We start from the raw sequence: 18,734 nt of genomic DNA on the forward strand, positions 1-18,734 counted from the left end.
TACAATGGTGTGCCTTTTGTGGTGATGCTTGCAACACCGCAGGATCTTGAGGATTTTGCGGTGGGGTTTTCTCTTACAGAAGGTATAGTTAAAAGTGCTGACCAAATAAAATCAATTGTTATTGAAGAGCTTGATGCTGGTATTCGTGTAGCAGTAACTATTGATGAAAAGCGTTTTGCTATTCTTGATGGGCGTCGCCAAAACTTAGCCGGTAGAACGGGTTGTGGTTTATGTGGCACGGAGCGCATTGCCCAAGTATTTAAACCCATGTCTGAAGTGAAGAGTGGTTTTACTTTATCTCTTGAGCATTTACACAGAGCTCTTGAGGAGATGAAACATTTTCAGCCTTACAACAGATTACCGGTGCAACTCACGCGGCATTTTGGGTGAACGCGCGTGGTCAAATCATGTTAGCTCGAGAAGACGTGGGTCGTCATAATGCACTAGATAAGCTTTACGGTGCCATGGCTTCACATGCTTACGATTTTGAGAATGGGGCTGTACTTGTTACCAGTCGTGCCAGTTATGAAATGGTTCAAAAAACCATTCAGATGGGGGTGGGGATTTTGGTTGCTGTATCAGGGCCTACCGCGCTAGCGATTCGTATGGCTGATGAATACAAATTAACGTTAATGGGTTTTACCCGTAGTCAATCACAAGTTATATACACACACCCTGAGCGTGTGATAGAGCAATAAGGAGTGAAGTAGTCATGATGAATCCACAACATTTGATTAAGATGGCCAATGCCATTGGCGATTTTTTTTCAGCAATGCCAGATCAGGAGCAAGCCGCTCGTGACGCAGCAAGTCATCTTAAGCGTTTTTGGGAAAAGCGCATGCAAAAATCATTTTTTGATTATATAAAAGCCAATGGTGATGGTGAATTAAAACCCATCATGAAACGTGCTTTGACTTTCATGGATGAGGAATTAGGCGCCTATCACGGTTAATGTTTTAACAAGGCCGGGGATCCCTTCTCCCTCTTTTGTCCTCGGTCTTTTTCTCTTTTCGTTCTTATCAATTATTTTCCTCTCTTTATCCTTGATCTAGATTAAGGATTTCTTTTTTGTAAAAAGTCATGCTATTTTAAATAAAAGCAATAATCATTCTATTAACGATCTACACCTAATAATAACTATAAGAACGTCTTAGAGGAGAAATTGGGGTATGACGAATTACCAGTCTGTTGCCAGTAACACTGGAGAGAGTGCGTTTTATAATCGTTGGATGCAGTTATTTTTTGGCATTATTTGTATGGCCATGATTGCCAATTTGCAATATGGTTGGACTTTGTTTGTTAATCCCATTAATACTAAATACCATTGGGGTAAAGCTGCTATTCAGATTTCGTTTTCTATTTTCGTTTTGGTAGAAACCTGGTTAGTACCTGTTGAGGGTTGGCTTGTGGATCGCTTTGGCCCACGCCCTGTCATTGCCTTGGGCGCTATTCTTGCAGCTCTTGGCTGGGTGATGAATGCCCATGCTGATAATTTAACTATGCTATACATCGCAGCAGTGGTCTCTGGTGTAGGAGCAGGGTGTGTGTATGGTACGGCAGTGGGTAATGCATTGAAATGGTTTCCCGATAAGAGAGGTCTTGCAGCAGGATTAACTGCTGCAGGCTTTGGCGCTGGGGCTGCGCTCACCGTTATTCCTATTGCGAATATGATACAAACCGCGGGTTATGAATATACCTTTCAGTTTTTTGGGGTAGCACAAGGCGTTATTATTTTTATCTTGTCTTTGTTCATGATTCGCCCACATGCACCGCAAGGCATTATTATCCCAACTCGTATCGTATCAGTTAAAAAAGATTTTACTTCTGCCCAAATGATTAAAACCCCTGTTTTTTGGGTGATTTATATTTTGTTTGTGGCAGTCGCTGCTGGTGGATTAATGGCCACAGCACAAATTGGACCGATCGCGAAGGATTATGGTATTGCTAAATTACCTGTTACGACCTGGCTTGGTAATACCTTGCCCTTGTTAACCATGACCTTAGCTATTGATAACTTATGTAATGGTTTTACCAGACCACTATGTGGGTTCATATCAGACCGTATTGGTCGAGAAAACACCATGATGTTAGTGTTTGTCGGTGAAGGATTGGCTTTACTGGGCTTAATGCAATTTGGACATGATCCTGTGTGGTTTATGGTGTTTGCTCCCATGGTGTTTTTATTTTGGGGGGAGATTTTTTCTATTTTTCCAGCAACCTGTGCTGATACCTTTGGTATTAAACACGCTGCTGCAAATGCGGGCACACTCTACACGGCTAAAGGCACGGCCTCTCTCATTGTTCCCATCGCCTCAGTGTTATCCGCAGGTGGCAATTGGCATCGCGTATTTATGTTATCCGCAATCATCTCTATCTTGGCAGGGTTGTCAGCACGATTTATTTTATCGCCAATTCGTACCCGCTTTATTCATGATGCCAATCAAGAAAAAGAATAACTTAATTAAGTTAATTATCGTTAATTGATATGTGTCAATGACGACAGGTCTCCCTCACTTTAATCTGTTTTTTAAATAATCATAATCACAGTGAGGAGACCTTTATGAGGCTTGTTATCATCGGTCAGCAAGACTTTGGTAAAGCGGTACTAGATGCTTTTTTAGCTCGTGGTGATGACGTATTGGCAGTATTTTGTGCCCCTGAAAAAGACGGTGCAAAAGCCGACCCCCTGAGAGTTGCCGCACAAGAAAAACAGATAACAACCTATCAGTTCTCTTCTCTAAAAAGCCCTGAGGCGCATGAAGCGATGCGTCAATTACGACCAGACATTGGTATTATGGCCTACGTTCTACAATTTGCTCCTCAGGATTTTGTTAACATACCACGATACGGTACGATTCAATATCATCCCTCTTTATTACCTAAGTATCGAGGGCCGAGCTCAATTAATTGGCCCATTATTCGTGGAGAAAAAGAAACGGGACTAACCATTTTTAGGCCAACCGATGGTTTAGATGAAGGGCCTATCATCTTACAACAACGCGTTGCTATTCAAGAGGATGATACATTGGGTTCAGTGTATTTCAATCATCTTTTTCCTCTGGGTGTACAAGCGATGCTTGATGCAGCAGATCTTGTTGTAAAAGGCCTGCATCGTGAAGTGGTGCAAGATGAAAACCAAGCCAGTTATGAAGGATGGTGTCGTAGTGAAGAGGCGCGTATCAACTGGCATAATCATGTAAATGATATTTATAACTTGATACGCGGCTGTAATCCTGCACCAGGAGCCTGGACAACATTATCTGGTAAAAAAATTCAATTATTTGATGTAAAAAAACATGTTTTTAGGACCTTTGGTCAAGTACAAGGAAAAATTGGTGAGGTGAGTCAAATTACTGAGGAGAGTTTTAGCGTTACTGCACAAGGAGGGCAAATTGAAGTGTTTAAGTTAAAACATCAAGACGCTAAAAAAATGAATGCAAGCGAATTTGTGCAAAGTTATCAAATTACTTTAGGTACTTTATTGAATTCTTGATCAAAATCAATTGCTCTATTTGATAGCTGTAAAAAATTGACTTTAATCAATGGCAATCATCTCTCAATCAATAATACTAATCATGAATCATTATTTTAGTGTTTATTGTCAGAGAGAAAGCCATCATGTCTAATGCTCAAGCTGCTAGCGTAAGCAATATTAATGGATCTCATGAAGCCACAGAAGAAGAACTCATTGATGGCTTTCATCTGGTTATTAAAGCCTTACAACTCAACGATATTCATACGATTTATGGAGTGCCAGGGATTCCAATCACTGATCTCGCGCGTCTTGCTCAAGGGCAAGGTATGCGCGTTATTTCATTTCGTCACGAACAACACGCAGGGAATGCAGCAGCGATAGCAGGCTATCTTAATGCAAAGCCGGGAGTCTGTTTGACTGTTTCTGCTCCCGGTTTTTTGAACGGTTTAACGGCACTTGCTAATGCTACTACTAACTGTTTTCCAATGATTCTAATCTCAGGATCCTCTGAGCGTGAGGTGGTGGATTTACAGCAGGGGGATTATGAAGAGATGGATCAATTGGCTATTGCCAAACCATTATGCAAAGCTGCTTTTCGGGTCTTACATGTCGAGGACATTGGTATTGGTATCGCGCGAGCCATTAGAGCGGCAGTATCTGGTCGCCCTGGTGGTGTGTATTTGGATTTGCCAGGTAAGTTATTTGTGCAAACCATCGATAAAGCATGGGGGCAACGCTCTTTGGTTAAGGTGGTGGATCCAGCACCCAAGCAGCATCCTGATCAAGAGGCGTTAGAGCGTGCTATTGAATTATTAAAAACGGCACAAAAACCACTCATTATTTTAGGTAAGGGAGCAGCTTATGCGCGCTGTGATCAAGCCATAAAACAATTGATTGAGAGTACAGGTATTCCCTATTTGCCCATGTCAATGGCAAAGGGGTTGTTACCTGATGATCATCCGCAATCAGCTCAAGCAGCGCGCTCTTATGTATTACCACAAGCCGATGTGGTGCTGCTAATAGGGGCGCGTTTGAATTGGCTGTTGGCACATGGCAAAGGAAAAACCTGGGGGGGGAGTTCAGCCAAGCAATGGGGAGGACAACAATTTATTCAAATAGATATTGCGGCCACAGAAATGGACAGTAATGTTGCCATTAATGCGCCATTGGTTGGCGATATTCATTCCTGTGTCAATGGATTACAAAAGTTTATTGACGCCTCCTGGCCCAAACCGTCTCTTGCTTGGTTGAAAGCAATACAAGATAAGAAAAATAAAAATAGCCAGAAAATGGCAGAGGCTCTTGCTAACAATCCTTCACCGATGAGTTTTCATAGTGCATTAAGAGTGGTTCGTGATGTGATTCAAGATAACCCTGAGGCAATATTAGTCAACGAAGGAGCCAATGCCTTAGATTTCACTCGATCCATTGTCAACATGTACCAACCGAGAAAAAGATTGGATGTGGGGACATGGGGTGTGATGGGAGTGGGAATGGGTTTTTCTGTGGCAGCAGCCATAGAAACAGGCCAGCAAGTGATCGCCGTAGAGGGAGACAGTGCGTTTGGTTTTAGTGGTATGGAGATTGAGACTATTTGTCGTTATCACCTACCAGTATGCGTTGTGGTACTCAATAATAATGGCGTGTATCGAGGAACTGACGTGAATCAGAGTGGCGGAGAGGATGTGGCCCCTACTGTTTTTGTCAAAGATGCTCGCTATGAAAAGTTGATGGAGGCCTTTGGCGGCGCGGGGTATTATGTCACTACACCAGAGCAATTAATGCAGGCCATGAAACAGGCTATTCAATCTAAACGGCCTACTTTAATTAATGCCATTATTGATGAGGCTGCGGGTACAGAAAGTGGGCGCATTGCCAAATTGAACCCAACAGCCACGCTAAAAAATAAGTAGTACTAGTCTTGGTGCAGTAGACGACTTAAGGTTTCTGGAGAAATGTTTAAGTGTAACGCCAAATCTTTTTTAGGAATAAGGTTGGAGAGCTCAGGATGCTTTCTCTGAAAACGCTTCATTCTACCTGTGGCGTCCAGTAGATGAAGCGTGATGGTGTGGGCCATAATCTCACTCATGAGACGCATCACCTCATACTCAAAATCATGTTTTAGTTCAGGGTACTTATTCATGAATTGTGCCCATTGAGGAAGTGGACATTTAGCGACACGAACTTTGGTCACAGCACGGATGCTGTAAGGTGCAGGGGTGTCAAGACGCCATGCTGCGTAACTTGTTTCAATATCCTTTTCTCCTGCAAAGCGCAAAATCATTTCTTTACCCTCTGGGTTAGAGACTACCCGTTTTAGTAGCCCCTCAAGAATAAAGTACTGCTCCATTTCAACGGAACCTTGAGCTAAGAGAAGGTCTTCTTTCTTGACTTCAGAAATAACGAGTAGCGTCTCTAATTCATTCAGTTGCTCATCATTTAAAGAATGCAGAACGGTATTCTGACGTAATGCACTACTTAACATGATACGCAAAGGATGTTGAGTTAACGGTGTTTCTATAACAGGCGAAGTACTTTGAACCATAAGGATTTTAATAAGTTAAATGCAATGATGATAAGCGCTAATTATTTAATACTATCACAACACAACCAAGCCTTGCAGTCTTCCTTGATGATTTGTGTATTTTCTTATTTACGGATTGTCACGGTACAAGTCATCCCTGCAACAAGATGAATATTATTGGGAGGAGGGTCAAGATGAATACGCACAGGGATACGCTGCGCTAATCTTACCCAATTAAAGCTTGGGTTAACATTTGCTAATAGTCTTGATCCAGTGGGATTGTCACGATCATCGATACCATGGGCAATACTGTCAACTTGCCCTGTTAGTTGTTGGTTAGAGCCTAATAAAGTGATTAGGGCAGAGTCACCTAAGGCAATACGATGAACTTTGTTTTCCTCAAAATACCCGTATACCCAAAATGAATGCTCATCAATGACGGCCATTGCAGGGTTCCCAATATGAGCAAAGTCACCTGGACGAAGTAATAAGTTAGTAATCCATCCATCTACGGGTGAGCGTACTTGAGTTCGTTCTAAATTGAGTTGCGCTTGCTGTAGCTCTGCTACGGCAGCTTGGTAACGAGACTGCGCGATGTGGAGGGCAAGCTGCGCAATTTCTTTCTCTTCACCTGACACCACTTTGTTATCAACCAATTGACGGCGGCTGGCTTGTGATTGTTTTAGTAATAGATCGGTTTTTCTTTCTGCGGCAATGGCCTCAGCTTCTAACACTGTGTTGTGATAGTGCTCAGAATCAATTTCAAACAACAGCTCGCCACGCTTCACATGTTGATTATCTTTAACATGAACGTGTGTTACCAATCCATTGACATCAGGCGCAATATTCACAATATCTGCTCGCACACGACCATCACGAGTCCAAGGGGCATCCATATAATGAACCCATAGAGCTCGAGTAAGAAATGCTGCGCAAATCACAAAAAAAAGTGTAATTAGATATTTACTGTATTGTTGAATAACGTTTTTCATAGACTAGTAGATGAGTAGTGCCATTAATGTAAAAATTACAATGAACAGAGAGGTTCTAAATAAAGCAGGATGCCATACTCTATTGTAGATCTCTCGGTTTACAAATTGTTTATCGAGTAGCCACATGACGACTAAGGTGACAACAAAAACAGGAACCAGTGTGGGGAGTTGTGCGCCAAAAATAATCATATCCTGATTGATCATGATGATTCCCCTTGTAATACAAAGAAGCGTTGATTATCAATAAGGGCTTCTTTTAATAACCTAAGCTCACTGTTAATAGAGTAATACTTAGAACCTTCTTCGTGATCTAAATAGGTAAGTAGTTTATCAAGACTTGTTATACATTCTTGAAAGGATGATTCTTCACATTGCTTAAAAAGTTGTGCCAGTGTTTGACTCATCGAATTGAATAGATTATGTAATATCGTGTTATTGAGAGTGATTATTTCTTTCTGGATATTAATAATTAAGTACCCCATTTCCAGACAAATAAAAAACCAAGTGATAACCTGTTGATCTGTTTTTTCGCTCACTTTATGAGTGCTACCAGAGCGATAAATTAACTCTCTTGCTGCGAGTTCAAATTTTTCACGACGTAACGTCTGTGTGGTGAGGCAAGCATCTACCACCAATTGTTGTAAGGAACGAATGGTTCTTTTTTGTAGCCAACTATTACTTTGTAAATCCATCAGCTGATACATGATAGCTGAACAGAACAGGCCTATAAAATCAGCGATGACATCGTTAAAAAAAGCCAGCTGATTATCTTGATATGTTTTGCTAAAACCCAAATGGCTTAAATAAATAATAAACATACCAGCACCAATCACAGCTTTATCTGGTTTGGCTGTGAATGCGCTAGCTATTACTATACCTGGCAAAATAGCGATGATGAGAGTAGTAAAGTCATTGGCTTCAACGAGTAAATTAAAATTAACCCAGTATCCCAATAGAGCACCAATAAATCCCCCAATAACAAATTGTTTAACCGTTTTTGAGGGGGCAGGGCTCGTTGCAAATAAGGTGGTTGCAACCACAGCCATAGTGATTGCTTCAATGCCTGATGGCCAGGCACTTAATAACCATACACTGGCCATAATCACCAATACCAATGCACCACGTATCCCTCCCAATAGAGCGCTAAGCGGTTCAAAATGAATGCCTAATGGTGGAGGGTCAAATGATGGTTGGTTGTTACTTAATGCTGAGTAAGTGGTTAAATAGAGTTTGATTTCAGATAGCAGGCGACGTATTAACACTAAACCAGTAGATAACTCTGGTGAGTTTAGTGAGGGTGATTGATGGTTTGAGTGAGTAGATTCAGCTAGATTGTTTTCTAAGTGATTTAATTGTTGAATTGCTAATTGGGCTTGACTCTCATTGACAATAGCTTGGCCATTGATATGGATACTCTGTACTAAGCGTTGATAAATCTTGTTCAGAATAGTGATAGTGGTGTGTGCTTGTTGCTCTGTGAGGCGACGTAATAATTCAATCAATGTATGATGTGATGTCGCAAGAGACATAAACTCTCTATTTAATCGTGTTAGTTTTAAGCGTAATGAACGAGATTGATCGCTTTCAAGTGTTGAAGAGGCTTGATAGGACTCTAGTCTAAAAATATCATTCATCAATTGCATGACGGCAACTTTATTGTTCTGTTCTGTGATAGAGGTATTAAGTAAATAAGTAAAATCAATGAAGCGCTGACGTAATGCATGAGCGATCGTCTCGCCCATGCGTCTTGGTAAAATAAGTTCACTCACAGTGGTAGCACAGACTAATCCAATCATGATTTCTGAAATACGGTTCATGGCAATGTCAAAGCTATAGTTGGCATTGAGAGTGGCGGGAAGCCCCACGATACATAGCGTGTAGCCTGCCAACACAAAGGCGTAAGATTGATGGTCGCGCAGTATGATGGATCCTGCGGTACATAGCCCAATCCATAGAGCCATACTGATTAAAAAAAGAAAAGGTTGCTGTGCAAATAAAGCAACCAGTAACAGAGACATACCAATCCCAGCAATTGTACCTAACAGTCGGTAATAGCTTTTGCTCAATACCATTCCGGAGTGGGTTTGCATCACAATGGCGACAGTAATTAATGCTGTTCTAGGTTGCTCTAAATCAAATAGTAGAGACAATAAAATAGCCAGTATTCCTGCTAGACATAATTTACCGATATGCGTGAGCATCATGGATTCTTTTTTACACCATGCCCACAAAGATTGAGTAGACATTGTCAATGACTGAAGGTGACTTGTCATATGCCACCGCCTAATGCTCTCATTAGTTCTGCATAGGCATCAAGTCGTTCTTTTTCAATGTTAATTAGACTCTCTTTGGTGTTGAGATAGGTTTCATTGTGAGTTAAAACTGACTGATAATCAGTTAATCCGGCTTGATAAGATTCATTAGCATACAACACTGATGTATGGGATTTATTCAATGCTTCATCAATATCTTGTTGTTGTTGAATGGTACTCTTAAGAGTTGTGATCGCGTTAGCTACTTCTTTTAGAGCGTCAATGATGCGATTATTATATTGATCTACGGATAAATCATATTCTGTGGTTGCTATCGAAAGGTTAGCGCGCCTCATGCCGCCATCAAAGATGGGCAGAGAGACTGCTGGGCCAATACCAGTCATTAATCCTTGATGGCTTAGTAGTTGATTAAAACCAATTGCTTCAAAGCCTAAAAAAGTAGATAAATTCACATCAGGATAAAAAGCAGCTTGTGCCACATGAATTTTTTTCTCCATTGAGTTAATGCGTGAGCGTGCAGCACGAATATCAGGTCTTTTAGCAATAAGATGAAGGGGGAGATCTTGAGGTAAACCAATGGCTGAGTTTAAAGTGAGGTGAGGGCGCTGTATGCGTTGAGATTCCCCTGGGCCTTTGCCCATTAAAGCACTGATTTCATATTTAAGTAATTGGCTATATTGTTCTAATGTGGTGATTTTAGCTCTCAATAGTGGCAGAGAGCTCTCGTGTAAGTTAACGCTAGCGGTGGTACTAATTCCTGCTTGCTGTCGTTGTTTTTCCAAGGTGATACGTTCTTGTGAGTCATCGAGTTGTTGTTGCGCAATATCAGTTAATTGGTACGTGGCTGCAAGTTCGATATAGAGTTTAATAATCGCGTTTTCAAGTTCTATGCGTATCTCTTGACCATCTAGTTCAACAGCCTGGGCTTCATCCACTGAAGCTAGCCATTGATCTTTACGCTGTCCCCATAAATCTAAATTGTATGAGAGTGATGCAAAGATATTATTATTCCAATAGGTATACCCTCCCCAAGGAGGAGGAATAAATTGTAGTTCCGTGAAGTGCTCACGCATAGCTGTTGAATTAATATCAACGTTAGGCTGTCTTTGACTTTGATAGAGTTCAGTTACCCCCCGGGCAAGAGCTAATCGGTGATTAATACTTTTGATAATCTGACTATCTTGAATAGCCTCTGCAATTAATTGATTGAGTTGAGGGTCCTTATAGATGTTCCACCAATTATGCTGAGGCCAGGTGGTCGTGACAGGTGTAGAGAGTGTGTGTCCAACATTAATTTGATTAATACTGAGAGGTTGGGTGGAGGGTACGATCCCTTGGTTGGAAGCGCAGCCCAGTATAAATAAAGAAAAGATAATAGTTAGGTACCTAACTTTAGCTATAAAAAAATTCATCGTAATAGTTCGAGATGGTTCACTAAGGTTTTTAATGAGTTCAGCATCTCTTCCCTTTGTTCTGGGTTTAGGATGTTCATCAACGATTCTATTTTTTCATTGTAGTCTGGAACGGTGCTATCTAGTTTTTTTAAACCAGCCTCAGTTAAGCGAATTACATATTTACGACGATCTATTTCGTCCTCTACTCGAGACACATACCCTTCACGTTGTAGGCTATCAATAAAGCCTGTAATGCTGGCTTTAGTAACACCGGCTTTTTCAGCCAAATCACTAGGGGATGAGGTGAGGTTGGGTTGTCTTAACAATAAAATAAGAATCCACCACCGACCTTGTAATAGGCCATGTTTAGCCAGTAATTTATCAAGTGCTTGTGAAATATCAGAGCTTGCTCTTAATAACACAACAAAATCTACAATCGCCGGAATATTGATATTTGGATAGCGCGCGGCAAATTGCCTAAGGCTGTGCTCGGTAGGTAGTTCTTTAAGTAGTAACATAAATTGAACATGAATATTTGTTAGGTTATTAATATTATGGTACCTAACTAAATAATTGTCAATTATTCTTTGCCATTACTTTAAAACAGAGGGTAGTTTTTAGAGAGTGACATTTAATGCTTTTGCGAATAGCCCAACGAGTTCGATTTTTTCTTTGCTTGCTAGTAATGCTTTTCCCAAAGATAATTTTACATACGAGCAGGTGTTTGGTGAAACGCACCAGGAGCCATTTTCTGCAGTAGAAGCAACTGAGTACCTAGAAGTGTCCTTGCCGACATTGCGCAACTATATGCAATCGGGTGGGCTTTTACCAAGCAATACCGCAGGACGTAATCAACTGTTTTTCGCCCAAATGCAGGGCCTTCAAGCGTAGTCGCTTAGTTCGTAAATAAAGATAACCTAATGGAATCTTACTAAGTTATGCTTGAGGCTGCCGGCAACAAGGCTCAGCCAGTGTTGTTCGACCAGGTATTTTTTAGCCTTGACGAAGAAAAACTCAAGTAGTTCACAGCATTGTTGAATGGTCCTGCGCAACCTAATCCTGGGCTTGAGCGATTGTGCACCAAGATGCAAGACGATCAATTCGTCAGAACATGCCTAATCTAATTCCTGTAATGGTCCTTTCCCGCTTGGTAGTTGATACCCTAGCACGAGGTATGAAACTGGGTGCCGCCTTACTTAAGGATGCGCTGCAGCGTTGTGTTATGGTATCGCGGGAGTACGAGGCATACTTGTCCATACCCTTAAGACCGTGCTCGCCAGTTTTATGAATATTATGGGTTTAAAGCCTTCCCAGCACGTCCAATGATCTTGATGATGCGATTAATTCAACCGTCGAGCTAATTACTTAGTTAGTACTTTGAGATTAAGAGTTTGAGATGGTTTTTCTTGATCGCCGTTAATGCCATAAGTCAGGATTGGAAAGTAAAAAGCCCCGCATGATGCGGGGCTTTTATACTGGCGGAGAGAGAGGGATTCGAACCCTCGATGCAGTTTTTGACCGCATGCTCCCTTAGCAGGGGAGTGCCTTCGACCACTCGGCCATCTCTCCAAAAAAACAGAAACAATATTCTACCAGACAATTACAACTTAAGCAGAGGCTGAATTATCTAAATTAAATGCTTTGTGTAAAGCACGAACAGCTAATTCCATGTATTTTTCATCAATAACAACAGATATTTTGATTTCTGACGTAGAAATCATCTGAATATTGATCCCTTCCTCTGAGAGAGTTTTAAACATTAAACTCGCCACTCCCGCGTGGGAGCGCATACCCACACCAACTAAAGATACCTTACATATTTTGTTATCCCCACGAACTTCTCTTGCGCCAGTTTGTGGTTTGATAGAGTTGTTGAGTAAATCTAATGTTTTTTGATACTCATTACGGTGCACTGTAAAAGAAAAATCAGTGGAACCATCCACACCAATATTCTGGATGATCATATCCACATCAACATTGGCTGCTCCAACGGGAGACAAAATAGAGTGAGCGATGCCAGGTTTGTCTGGTACTCCCAGTAGAGAAAGTTTAGCCTCATCACGATTAAAAGCGATACCGGAGATTATGGGTTGTTCCATGGTGTTATTTTCCTCAAAAGTGATCAAGGTGCCATCATTTTTATCTTCAAAGCTTGATAGAACTCTTAGTTTAACTTTATATTTTCCAGCGAATTCAACAGAACGTATTTGCAATACCTTTGAGCCCAAACTAGCCATTTCCAGCATTTCTTCAAAGGTGATTGTTTCTAAGCGTCGTGCCTCAGGCACGATACGTGGGTCAGTTGTATAGACACCATCAACATCTGTATAGATTTGGCATTCATCTGCCTTGAGTGCTGCAGCCAAGGCCACACCCGTAGTGTCAGAACCACCGCGCCCTAGTGTGGTAATGCTGCCATCCTCCGTGACACCTTGGAAGCCTGCTACAACTACTACATAACCTGCATTTAAGTCAGCACGGATCTTCGTATCATCAATGTCGAGAATACGCGCTTTAGTGTGAGCATTGTCGGTTAATATTCTCACTTGAGTGCCGGTATAGCTTTTGGCTTTAATGCCAATACTCATTAAGGCCATAGCAGTCATTCCAATAGTAACTTGCTCACCTGTGGAGACCATAACGTCTAGTTCGCGGGGATCAGGTGTGCTTTGGATTTCTTTGGCAAGTTTTATTAAGCGGTCAGTTTCGCCGCTCATGGCGGACACTACCACAACAATCTGATGGCCCTGTTTGACAAACTTTGCTACCCGTTCTGCTACTTTTTTTATTCTTTCAGGGTTGGCAACCGAGGTACCGCCATATTTTTGAACTATTAATGCCATAATTAAGATATGCCCAAGACAAAACCTATATTTTACATCATTCAGTGGATCTTGTTGATGGTTTGCAATTAGGATACGGTGGTCTGTACTAAATCTAATTTTTTACTCTGAGCGGGCTGTACCGGCCAATGCCGCCCACCCCCACAAGCCGTGAAGCGGATGCTCGTGACCATGCGCTGGATATAGTGTCTGGAAGTGAAACTAAAGAGTCTGGTGTGGATGCGGGTTAAACCGCTACGAGTGTTACCAGATTGTTGATAGGCGGTTTTGCTTGCGACCTAAACACGGCCCTCTCGGCGCTGACCCGGATCATGGAATTGGTCGTATTCTGACTTAACCAGCACGTGTTTAAGGAAAATTCTCGCCAAATTTTGCCAATCTAGATAGACTTCGATCATGACCACTATGAACATTTCCCTGCCAGAAACACTGAAGACATTTGTCGACGAAGTAGTAAGCGATATACTCAGGAATTTAAGGAAGAAACAGCAAAGTATCTGGGGACAGTAAAGAGTACTTTATCGGAGTAGGTTAACTGTGACAGCCTAACTCATCTTTAGCGCACATCACACAATCAACAAGAAGCAGAACTCAAACGCTTGAGGGTAGTGTTAAAACGAGTGGCAGAGGAGCGAGATATCCTAAAAAAGCGACTACGTATTTTGCTAAAGAAGCGCGGTGAAAGATATATGCGCAAAGGAGTTGGAGTCAAGTTATTCAGTGAAAAGGTTGTGCCACATGATGCACGTTCATCTCTTTGGCTATTATGCTTGGCGATCCCAGCCCTTGATTTTTAAAACAGAGATAAGTTGTATGTGGTGCTCATTGTAAAGTTACATTACGTGTAACCTTCTGGCGAATAATGTCAAGTCCTCTAGTTGTTGGTTTGCGATTAAGTGGTATAGAGTGGCAGAATGTAGAAATGCTTGTAATTTAAGTAAACAAATAGACTTTATCATGCCTCAATCTGAGAAACACCTGACTTTTGAAGACCATAATCGTGATGTGACAGGGATGACTTATGTTTACCCTGTGGTGTCACGGCGTTCGGCTGGGGTATCAGTTGGCATCAATTTGAATACCAATAGTGCTTGTAATTGGGCCTGTGTGTATTGCCAAGTACCTGATCTTAAACGAGGAAAAGCACCGTTGACGGATCTGGTTTTATTGCGCAAAGAGTTATTTAGCATGTTTGAACAAATTGTCCATGGGGACTTCATGGAACGCTTTGTTGATGCTGGTTTAAGGCGCTTAAATGATATTGCTTTCTCAGGTAATGGCGAACCCACTTCAGCCAAATTATTTCCTCAAGCAGTAGCAATCGCTCAAGAAGTACTCGCTTTTTATGGGCTAACTGACAAAGTTAAAATTGTGGTTATTACCAATGGTAGTTTTAGTCATCAAGTGGCTACTCAGCGCGCTTTTCAGTCCATGGCTCAACACGGTTTAGGAGAGATTTGGTTTAAGTGTGACCGTGGGACTAAAGAGGATATTTTAAGAATCAATAAAATTAACCTTGATCCAGAACTGATTATCACCCGTCTCGGCCAGGTCGCTCCTTTATGCCCCACATGGATTCAGACTTGTATGGTTAGTTGGGACAACCTTCCTCCACGGGAGGAAGAGGTGGCTAGTTGGTTATCTGTAATAGAACGCGCCCTTCGACAATCTATTCCTTTACAAGGAGTATTGTTATATAGCCTAGCGCGTCCTTCCTATCAGCCAGATGCGCCAAGAATTGGGCGTTTGAGTGAAGAATGGCTTAACCAATTGGCGCTACGTATTGAAAGATTAGGGTTGGCTGTAAAAGTGACTCCTTAGTGGATTAATCAAAGTTGTGGTACTAGTGAAATGAAAGATATTTATTAGGACAAAATGGTGCCTCTGTACGCTTTATTAATGCTGTGTTAGAATTACGTTCTTTGCGCCCGTAGCTCAGTTGGATAGAGTACTTGGCTACGAACCAAGGGGTCGTGGGTTCGAATCCTGCCGGGCGCGCCACAATTACAGCGGGTTAGGTTATAGTTAATCTAACCCGTTTTGCATTTTAGGCGGCAAGTTGTTTTAAGAGCGCATGGAATGTCTATGGCTTTTATATGTCGAACAAGGCTAAGTGCTGAATTATCATAGCTAATCATGAAATATGCTCAATTATCAATAGCATCAACGACAAACTTGGAGGGGGTCTGATGTTTAACCCAAATGCAAATAGAATTATTGCTTTTTTTTGTTTGGTATTTTTCTTAGTAGTCAATGTTTGGTCAATGGAAAATAAGCAAGCTCAGTCTTTAGCGTTTAAAGCATATAAAGGCGATCTTGAGGCATTAAAACAACTTAAAAGTGCAGCTGATGTTGGGGATGCGGTTGCGCAAAACTGGTTAGGTTCGTACTTTAGAGAAAAGCATGAGTATAGTGATGCCCTATTATGGTTTAACAAGTCAGCACAACAAAACAATCCTGTTGCATTAAATAATCTTGGCTTTTTATTTAGCGAGGGATTTGGCGTTAAGTCAGATAGCCCTAAAGCAGTTAATTACTACAAGCGTGCCGCAGAACTTGGTAATTTAGATGCCTTAAATAATTTAGCGTTGATGTATGCTCAGGGAGAAGGCGTGACACAAAGTTATCGTGACGCTTATGTTTGGTTTGAAAAAGCCGCAGATAAAGGTGATGGTCTTGCTACAGCAAATATTGGTATTTACTATGCGCAAGGTTTTGGTGTGCAAAAAAATGACACTATTGCTTTTGCCTTATGCAAAAAAGCAGTACTGATGGGGGTGGGGCAAGCCCAACGATGTAAAGCTGAGTTAATTAAACGTATGGATCAAAATCAAATTAATCAGGCCGATAAATTAACTGAGCGTATGCAACATGTCGGCGTACGAACAGCCATTAACGATTATTTACTATACGTACATTAAGGAACAGAAAAGCCATGTTTGATTTTGTTCCAACCATGACGCGCTCATTAATTTTTATTAATGTCATTGTATTTTTTCTGCAAACAATCACTACCACCTCAATTCCTTTGGAATGGATGGCATTATGGCCTGTCACGGCACAACCAGGTTACGTGGGTTATCCTCACTTTGAACCTTGGCAGATTATTACCTACGGATTTTTACATGGTGGTGTTAATCATCTTTTTTTAAACATGCTAGGGCTTTACATGTTTGGCTCTGACGTGGAGAGAGTGGTAGGAGAAAAACGTTTTTTAAAAATTTATTTTGCTTCTATTATTACCGCAGCATTATCACAGTTAATTTATTATTCAGTGATGGGCGGTGAACCCTATCCCACTATTGGCGCATCAGGTGGAGTGTTTGGTTTATTACTGGTTTATGCATTATGTTTTCCTAGACGAACCGTCATGCTACTTATTCCTCCCATCCCCATGCCGGCGTGGCTTTTTGCGACACTTTATGGCGGTTTAGAGCTTTTTCAAGGTATAGCAGGTACCCAAGTAGGAGTGGCTCACTTCGCTCATTTAGGTGGGATGTTAGGGGCATGGTTATTCTATAAATATTGGCGTAGAAGATAAATGAAAAAACCTGCAGTAATATTATTAAGTGGTGGTTTAGATTCAACAACCGTTTTAGCTATCGCTAAGCATCAAGGCTATACGCCTTACGCCATGAGTTTTGATTATGGGCAGCGCCACAAAGTGGAATTAGAGGCGGCTAAACGCATTGCGCAGCATTTTTCTGTGGCTCAACACAGTATTGTTCAGTTTGATTTAAGGCAAATTGGCGGGTCGGCGTTAACTAGCAATGAGCCTGTTCCTAAGCATCGTTCAGTAGAAGACATTGGTGAAGGTATACCAGTCACTTATGTGCCAGCTCGCAACACGATCTTCTTGTCTTTTGCGCTCGCTTGGGCTGAGGTGTTGGGTGCCCAAGATATTTTTATTGGTGTTAATGCTTTAGATTACAGTGGCTATCCGGACTGTCGACCTGAATACATTAAGAGTTACGAGAATATGGCGAATTTAGCTACCCGAGCTGGCGTGGAGGGGAGCACTAGACTCACCATTCATGCTCCTTTGATTGCTATGTCAAAAAAACAAATTATAGAAACAGGACTGTCTTTGGGAGTGGATTATTCTTTAACCACAAGTTGTTATGATCCTGGAGTTCAAGGTCAACCCTGCGGGCAATGTGATGCGTGTATTTTGCGTCAAAAAGGGTTTGCTGAACTCAATATGAATGATCCTGTTGTTAACAGGTAACTTAATATTATGGTGCAAGAATTATATTTAAGTTCGGCGGGTTTTGAGGCTGCTCGTCATAGTGCTTTGACTGAAGGAGCTAAACCCATACTTCATGGCCACAGCTTTAGAGTTGATTGTGTTAGTTATGAGTGTATGTCGCCTCAGTTAACACAATTATGTACTTCTCTTAATTTAACCCACTTAAATGATAAGTTAACTGATACCAATAATGAATCTCTCATGACTTGGTTTATCAAGCAGCTAGGACATGAGAACATAAAGCGTTTACAGATTTGGTCAGGACCCCATTACGGCATTACTTTTGTATCAGGGTATCAACAAAATACTTGGTTTCGTTCACGTTTTGAAGCGGCTCATTTCCTTCCTCAAGTAGGTAAAGATCATAAATGTGGCCGATTACATGGACATGGCTTTGAAGTGTTAATTCATTGCGCTCTACAACAATATGAAAAAGTCTATGCCTATTGGCAACAATTACATAATCAACTTCACCATCAAGTATTAAACGAGATTAATGGCTTAACTAATCCAACCAGTGAAATGATCGCTTATTGGATTTGGCAACAATTTACTCAGGGTGGATTGTCTATTACTGAGGTGACTGTTTTTGAAACACGGTCTACCGGATCGGTATTTAATGGCCGAGACTTTTATATTTGGAAAGAGTTTTCATTTGATAGTGCTACCCGTCTACCTAATAGCCAACAAATTGTCGGTCATACGTATTTGCTGAGAGTAGGGTTAAGCTCATCACTGGATAAGGTGTTTCAGTGGGTAGAGGATTTTGGTGATGTGAAAAAAGTCTTTTCACCATTAATGAATCAATTAGATCATCAACCTTTACAGGATGTATTTGGTCAGGGCCAGCTTCAGGATTGTCTACACGCTATAGAAAAAGAGACCTTAGGACTTTTACCTAAAATCGCTCGTGTGAGTTTATGGCAGACACCAAGCGAAGGATTAAGACGCAATTATTCTGAATTACCAACTTGGGTTGAGTAA

The 18,734-nt window shown here is 41.3% G+C and carries 17 protein-coding genes, 2 tRNA genes and 1 pseudogene; 12 read left to right on the forward strand and 8 right to left on the reverse strand.

What is annotated here, in order from left to right; translation table 11 throughout:
• The first annotated feature begins 24 nt into the window (after positions 1-24).
• From fdhD to oxc, 5 genes and pseudogenes are all read left to right on the forward strand, one after another.
• Positions 25-698: pseudogene (gene fdhD / locus FV185_RS09740) on the forward strand (formate dehydrogenase accessory sulfurtransferase FdhD).
• A 14-nt stretch (positions 699-712) separates the two neighbouring features.
• On the forward strand, positions 713-952 hold the full coding sequence (locus FV185_RS00860) for a formate dehydrogenase subunit delta (protein ID WP_197457696.1): 240 nt from the start codon (positions 713-715) through the stop codon (positions 950-952).
• 217 nt (positions 953-1,169) lie between these two features.
• Positions 1,170-2,456 carry an oxalate/formate MFS antiporter gene (gene oxlT, locus FV185_RS00865; protein WP_067492661.1) on the forward strand — a complete coding sequence of 429 codons (1,287 nt, stop codon included), beginning with the start codon at positions 1,170-1,172 and terminating at the stop codon, positions 2,454-2,456.
• Positions 2,457-2,560: 104 nt separating this feature from the next.
• Complete coding sequence (locus FV185_RS00870) at positions 2,561-3,493, forward strand: methionyl-tRNA formyltransferase (protein ID WP_067492663.1); 933 nt, start codon at positions 2,561-2,563, stop codon at positions 3,491-3,493.
• 125 nt (positions 3,494-3,618) lie between these two features.
• Positions 3,619-5,388, forward strand: a complete 1,770-nt coding sequence (oxc, locus tag FV185_RS00875; RefSeq protein WP_067492665.1) for an oxalyl-CoA decarboxylase — start codon at positions 3,619-3,621, stop codon at positions 5,386-5,388.
• 2 nt (positions 5,389-5,390) lie between these two features.
• Here oxc and FV185_RS00880 read toward each other — a convergent pair whose 3' ends face one another.
• The 6 genes from FV185_RS00880 to FV185_RS00905 form a co-directional block, all read right to left on the reverse strand.
• The gene (locus tag FV185_RS00880) at positions 5,391-6,020 is read right to left on the reverse strand and encodes a Crp/Fnr family transcriptional regulator (RefSeq protein ID WP_067492667.1); all 630 of its coding nucleotides are present in this window, start codon (positions 6,018-6,020) and stop codon (positions 5,391-5,393) included.
• A 104-nt stretch (positions 6,021-6,124) separates the two neighbouring features.
• Complete coding sequence (locus tag FV185_RS00885) at positions 6,125-6,991, reverse strand: efflux RND transporter periplasmic adaptor subunit (protein WP_067492669.1); 867 nt, start codon at positions 6,989-6,991, stop codon at positions 6,125-6,127.
• A gap of 3 nt (positions 6,992-6,994) precedes the next feature.
• Positions 6,995-7,195, reverse strand: coding sequence for a DUF1656 domain-containing protein (locus tag FV185_RS00890; RefSeq protein WP_067492671.1), 201 nt, complete (start codon positions 7,193-7,195; stop codon positions 6,995-6,997).
• Positions 7,192-9,264, reverse strand: coding sequence for an FUSC family protein (locus tag FV185_RS00895; RefSeq protein WP_067492674.1), 2,073 nt, complete (start codon positions 9,262-9,264; stop codon positions 7,192-7,194). The genes FV185_RS00890 and FV185_RS00895 overlap by 4 nt, the downstream gene beginning before the upstream one ends.
• Positions 9,261-10,676 (reverse strand): efflux transporter outer membrane subunit, encoded by a 1,416-nt coding sequence (locus FV185_RS00900; protein WP_067492676.1) that lies wholly within the window; start codon positions 10,674-10,676, stop codon positions 9,261-9,263. The genes FV185_RS00895 and FV185_RS00900 overlap by 4 nt, the downstream gene beginning before the upstream one ends.
• The gene (locus FV185_RS00905) at positions 10,673-11,176 is read right to left on the reverse strand and encodes a MarR family winged helix-turn-helix transcriptional regulator (RefSeq protein ID WP_067492678.1); all 504 of its coding nucleotides are present in this window, start codon (positions 11,174-11,176) and stop codon (positions 10,673-10,675) included. Before FV185_RS00905 ends, FV185_RS00900 begins: the two co-directional genes overlap by 4 nt.
• Positions 11,177-11,282: 106 nt before the next feature.
• Here FV185_RS00905 and FV185_RS00910 point away from each other — a divergent pair, with 106 nt between their 5' ends.
• Positions 11,283-11,549 carry a hypothetical protein gene (locus FV185_RS00910; RefSeq protein WP_067492680.1) on the forward strand — a complete coding sequence of 89 codons (267 nt, stop codon included), beginning with the start codon at positions 11,283-11,285 and terminating at the stop codon, positions 11,547-11,549.
• A gap of 585 nt (positions 11,550-12,134) precedes the next feature.
• Here FV185_RS00910 and FV185_RS00915 read toward each other — a convergent pair.
• Both FV185_RS00915 and FV185_RS00920 read right to left on the reverse strand, forming a co-directional pair.
• Positions 12,135-12,227 (reverse strand) — tRNA-Ser (locus tag FV185_RS00915).
• 38 nt (positions 12,228-12,265) lie between these two features.
• Entirely contained in the window at positions 12,266-13,501 is a 1,236-nt protein-coding gene (locus FV185_RS00920; protein ID WP_067492682.1) for an aspartate kinase, read from the reverse strand.
• A gap of 906 nt (positions 13,502-14,407) precedes the next feature.
• On the opposite strand from FV185_RS00920, the gene FV185_RS00925 reads away from it, so the two are divergent.
• The 6 genes from FV185_RS00925 to FV185_RS00950 all read left to right on the forward strand — a co-directional run bounded on the left by FV185_RS00925 (position 14,408) and on the right by FV185_RS00950 (position 18,734).
• Positions 14,408-15,322 carry a radical SAM protein gene (locus FV185_RS00925; RefSeq protein WP_197457697.1) on the forward strand — a complete coding sequence of 305 codons (915 nt, stop codon included), beginning with the start codon at positions 14,408-14,410 and terminating at the stop codon, positions 15,320-15,322.
• A gap of 103 nt (positions 15,323-15,425) precedes the next feature.
• Positions 15,426-15,502, forward strand: a tRNA-Arg gene (locus FV185_RS00930).
• Between the two features lie 188 nt (positions 15,503-15,690).
• Positions 15,691-16,422 carry a tetratricopeptide repeat protein gene (locus FV185_RS00935; RefSeq protein ID WP_067492686.1) on the forward strand — a complete coding sequence of 244 codons (732 nt, stop codon included), beginning with the start codon at positions 15,691-15,693 and terminating at the stop codon, positions 16,420-16,422.
• A 14-nt stretch (positions 16,423-16,436) separates the two neighbouring features.
• Positions 16,437-17,042 carry a rhomboid family intramembrane serine protease gene (locus tag FV185_RS00940; RefSeq protein WP_067492688.1) on the forward strand — a complete coding sequence of 202 codons (606 nt, stop codon included), beginning with the start codon at positions 16,437-16,439 and terminating at the stop codon, positions 17,040-17,042.
• Complete coding sequence (gene queC / locus FV185_RS00945; RefSeq protein WP_067492690.1) at positions 17,043-17,729, forward strand: 7-cyano-7-deazaguanine synthase QueC; 687 nt, start codon at positions 17,043-17,045, stop codon at positions 17,727-17,729. It abuts the gene before it with no gap.
• Between the two features lie 9 nt (positions 17,730-17,738).
• On the forward strand, positions 17,739-18,734 hold the full coding sequence (locus FV185_RS00950) for a 6-pyruvoyl trahydropterin synthase family protein (protein ID WP_067492692.1): 996 nt from the start codon (positions 17,739-17,741) through the stop codon (positions 18,732-18,734).

Origin of the sequence: Ferrovum sp. PN-J185, from assembly GCF_001581925.1 — a bacterium.
Taxonomy (GTDB): domain Bacteria; phylum Pseudomonadota; class Gammaproteobacteria; order Burkholderiales; family Ferrovaceae; genus PN-J185.

Excerpts from the sequence above, each read along its gene's own strand:
- FV185_RS00905 (WP_067492678.1), bottom strand. The coding sequence starts at position 11,176 with ATGTTACTACTTAAAGAACTACCTACCGAGCACAGCCTTAGGCAATTT.
- queC (WP_067492690.1), top strand. The coding sequence starts at position 17,043 with ATGAAAAAACCTGCAGTAATATTATTAAGTGGTGGTTTAGATTCAACA.
- FV185_RS00950 (WP_067492692.1), top strand. The coding sequence starts at position 17,739 with ATGGTGCAAGAATTATATTTAAGTTCGGCGGGTTTTGAGGCTGCTCGT.
- FV185_RS00880 (WP_067492667.1), bottom strand. The coding sequence starts at position 6,020 with ATGGTTCAAAGTACTTCGCCTGTTATAGAAACACCGTTAACTCAACAT.
- oxlT (WP_067492661.1), top strand. The coding sequence starts at position 1,170 with ATGACGAATTACCAGTCTGTTGCCAGTAACACTGGAGAGAGTGCGTTT.
- FV185_RS00885 (WP_067492669.1), bottom strand. The coding sequence starts at position 6,991 with ATGAAAAACGTTATTCAACAATACAGTAAATATCTAATTACACTTTTT.
- FV185_RS00920 (WP_067492682.1), bottom strand. The coding sequence starts at position 13,501 with ATGGCATTAATAGTTCAAAAATATGGCGGTACCTCGGTTGCCAACCCT.
- FV185_RS00860 (WP_197457696.1), top strand. The coding sequence starts at position 713 with ATGATGAATCCACAACATTTGATTAAGATGGCCAATGCCATTGGCGAT.
- FV185_RS00890 (WP_067492671.1), bottom strand. The coding sequence starts at position 7,195 with ATGATCAATCAGGATATGATTATTTTTGGCGCACAACTCCCCACACTG.
- oxc (WP_067492665.1), top strand. The coding sequence starts at position 3,619 with ATGTCTAATGCTCAAGCTGCTAGCGTAAGCAATATTAATGGATCTCAT.
- FV185_RS00935 (WP_067492686.1), top strand. The coding sequence starts at position 15,691 with ATGTTTAACCCAAATGCAAATAGAATTATTGCTTTTTTTTGTTTGGTA.
- FV185_RS00870 (WP_067492663.1), top strand. The coding sequence starts at position 2,561 with ATGAGGCTTGTTATCATCGGTCAGCAAGACTTTGGTAAAGCGGTACTA.
- FV185_RS00895 (WP_067492674.1), bottom strand. The coding sequence starts at position 9,264 with ATGACAAGTCACCTTCAGTCATTGACAATGTCTACTCAATCTTTGTGG.
- FV185_RS00940 (WP_067492688.1), top strand. The coding sequence starts at position 16,437 with ATGTTTGATTTTGTTCCAACCATGACGCGCTCATTAATTTTTATTAAT.
- FV185_RS00900 (WP_067492676.1), bottom strand. The coding sequence starts at position 10,676 with ATGAATTTTTTTATAGCTAAAGTTAGGTACCTAACTATTATCTTTTCT.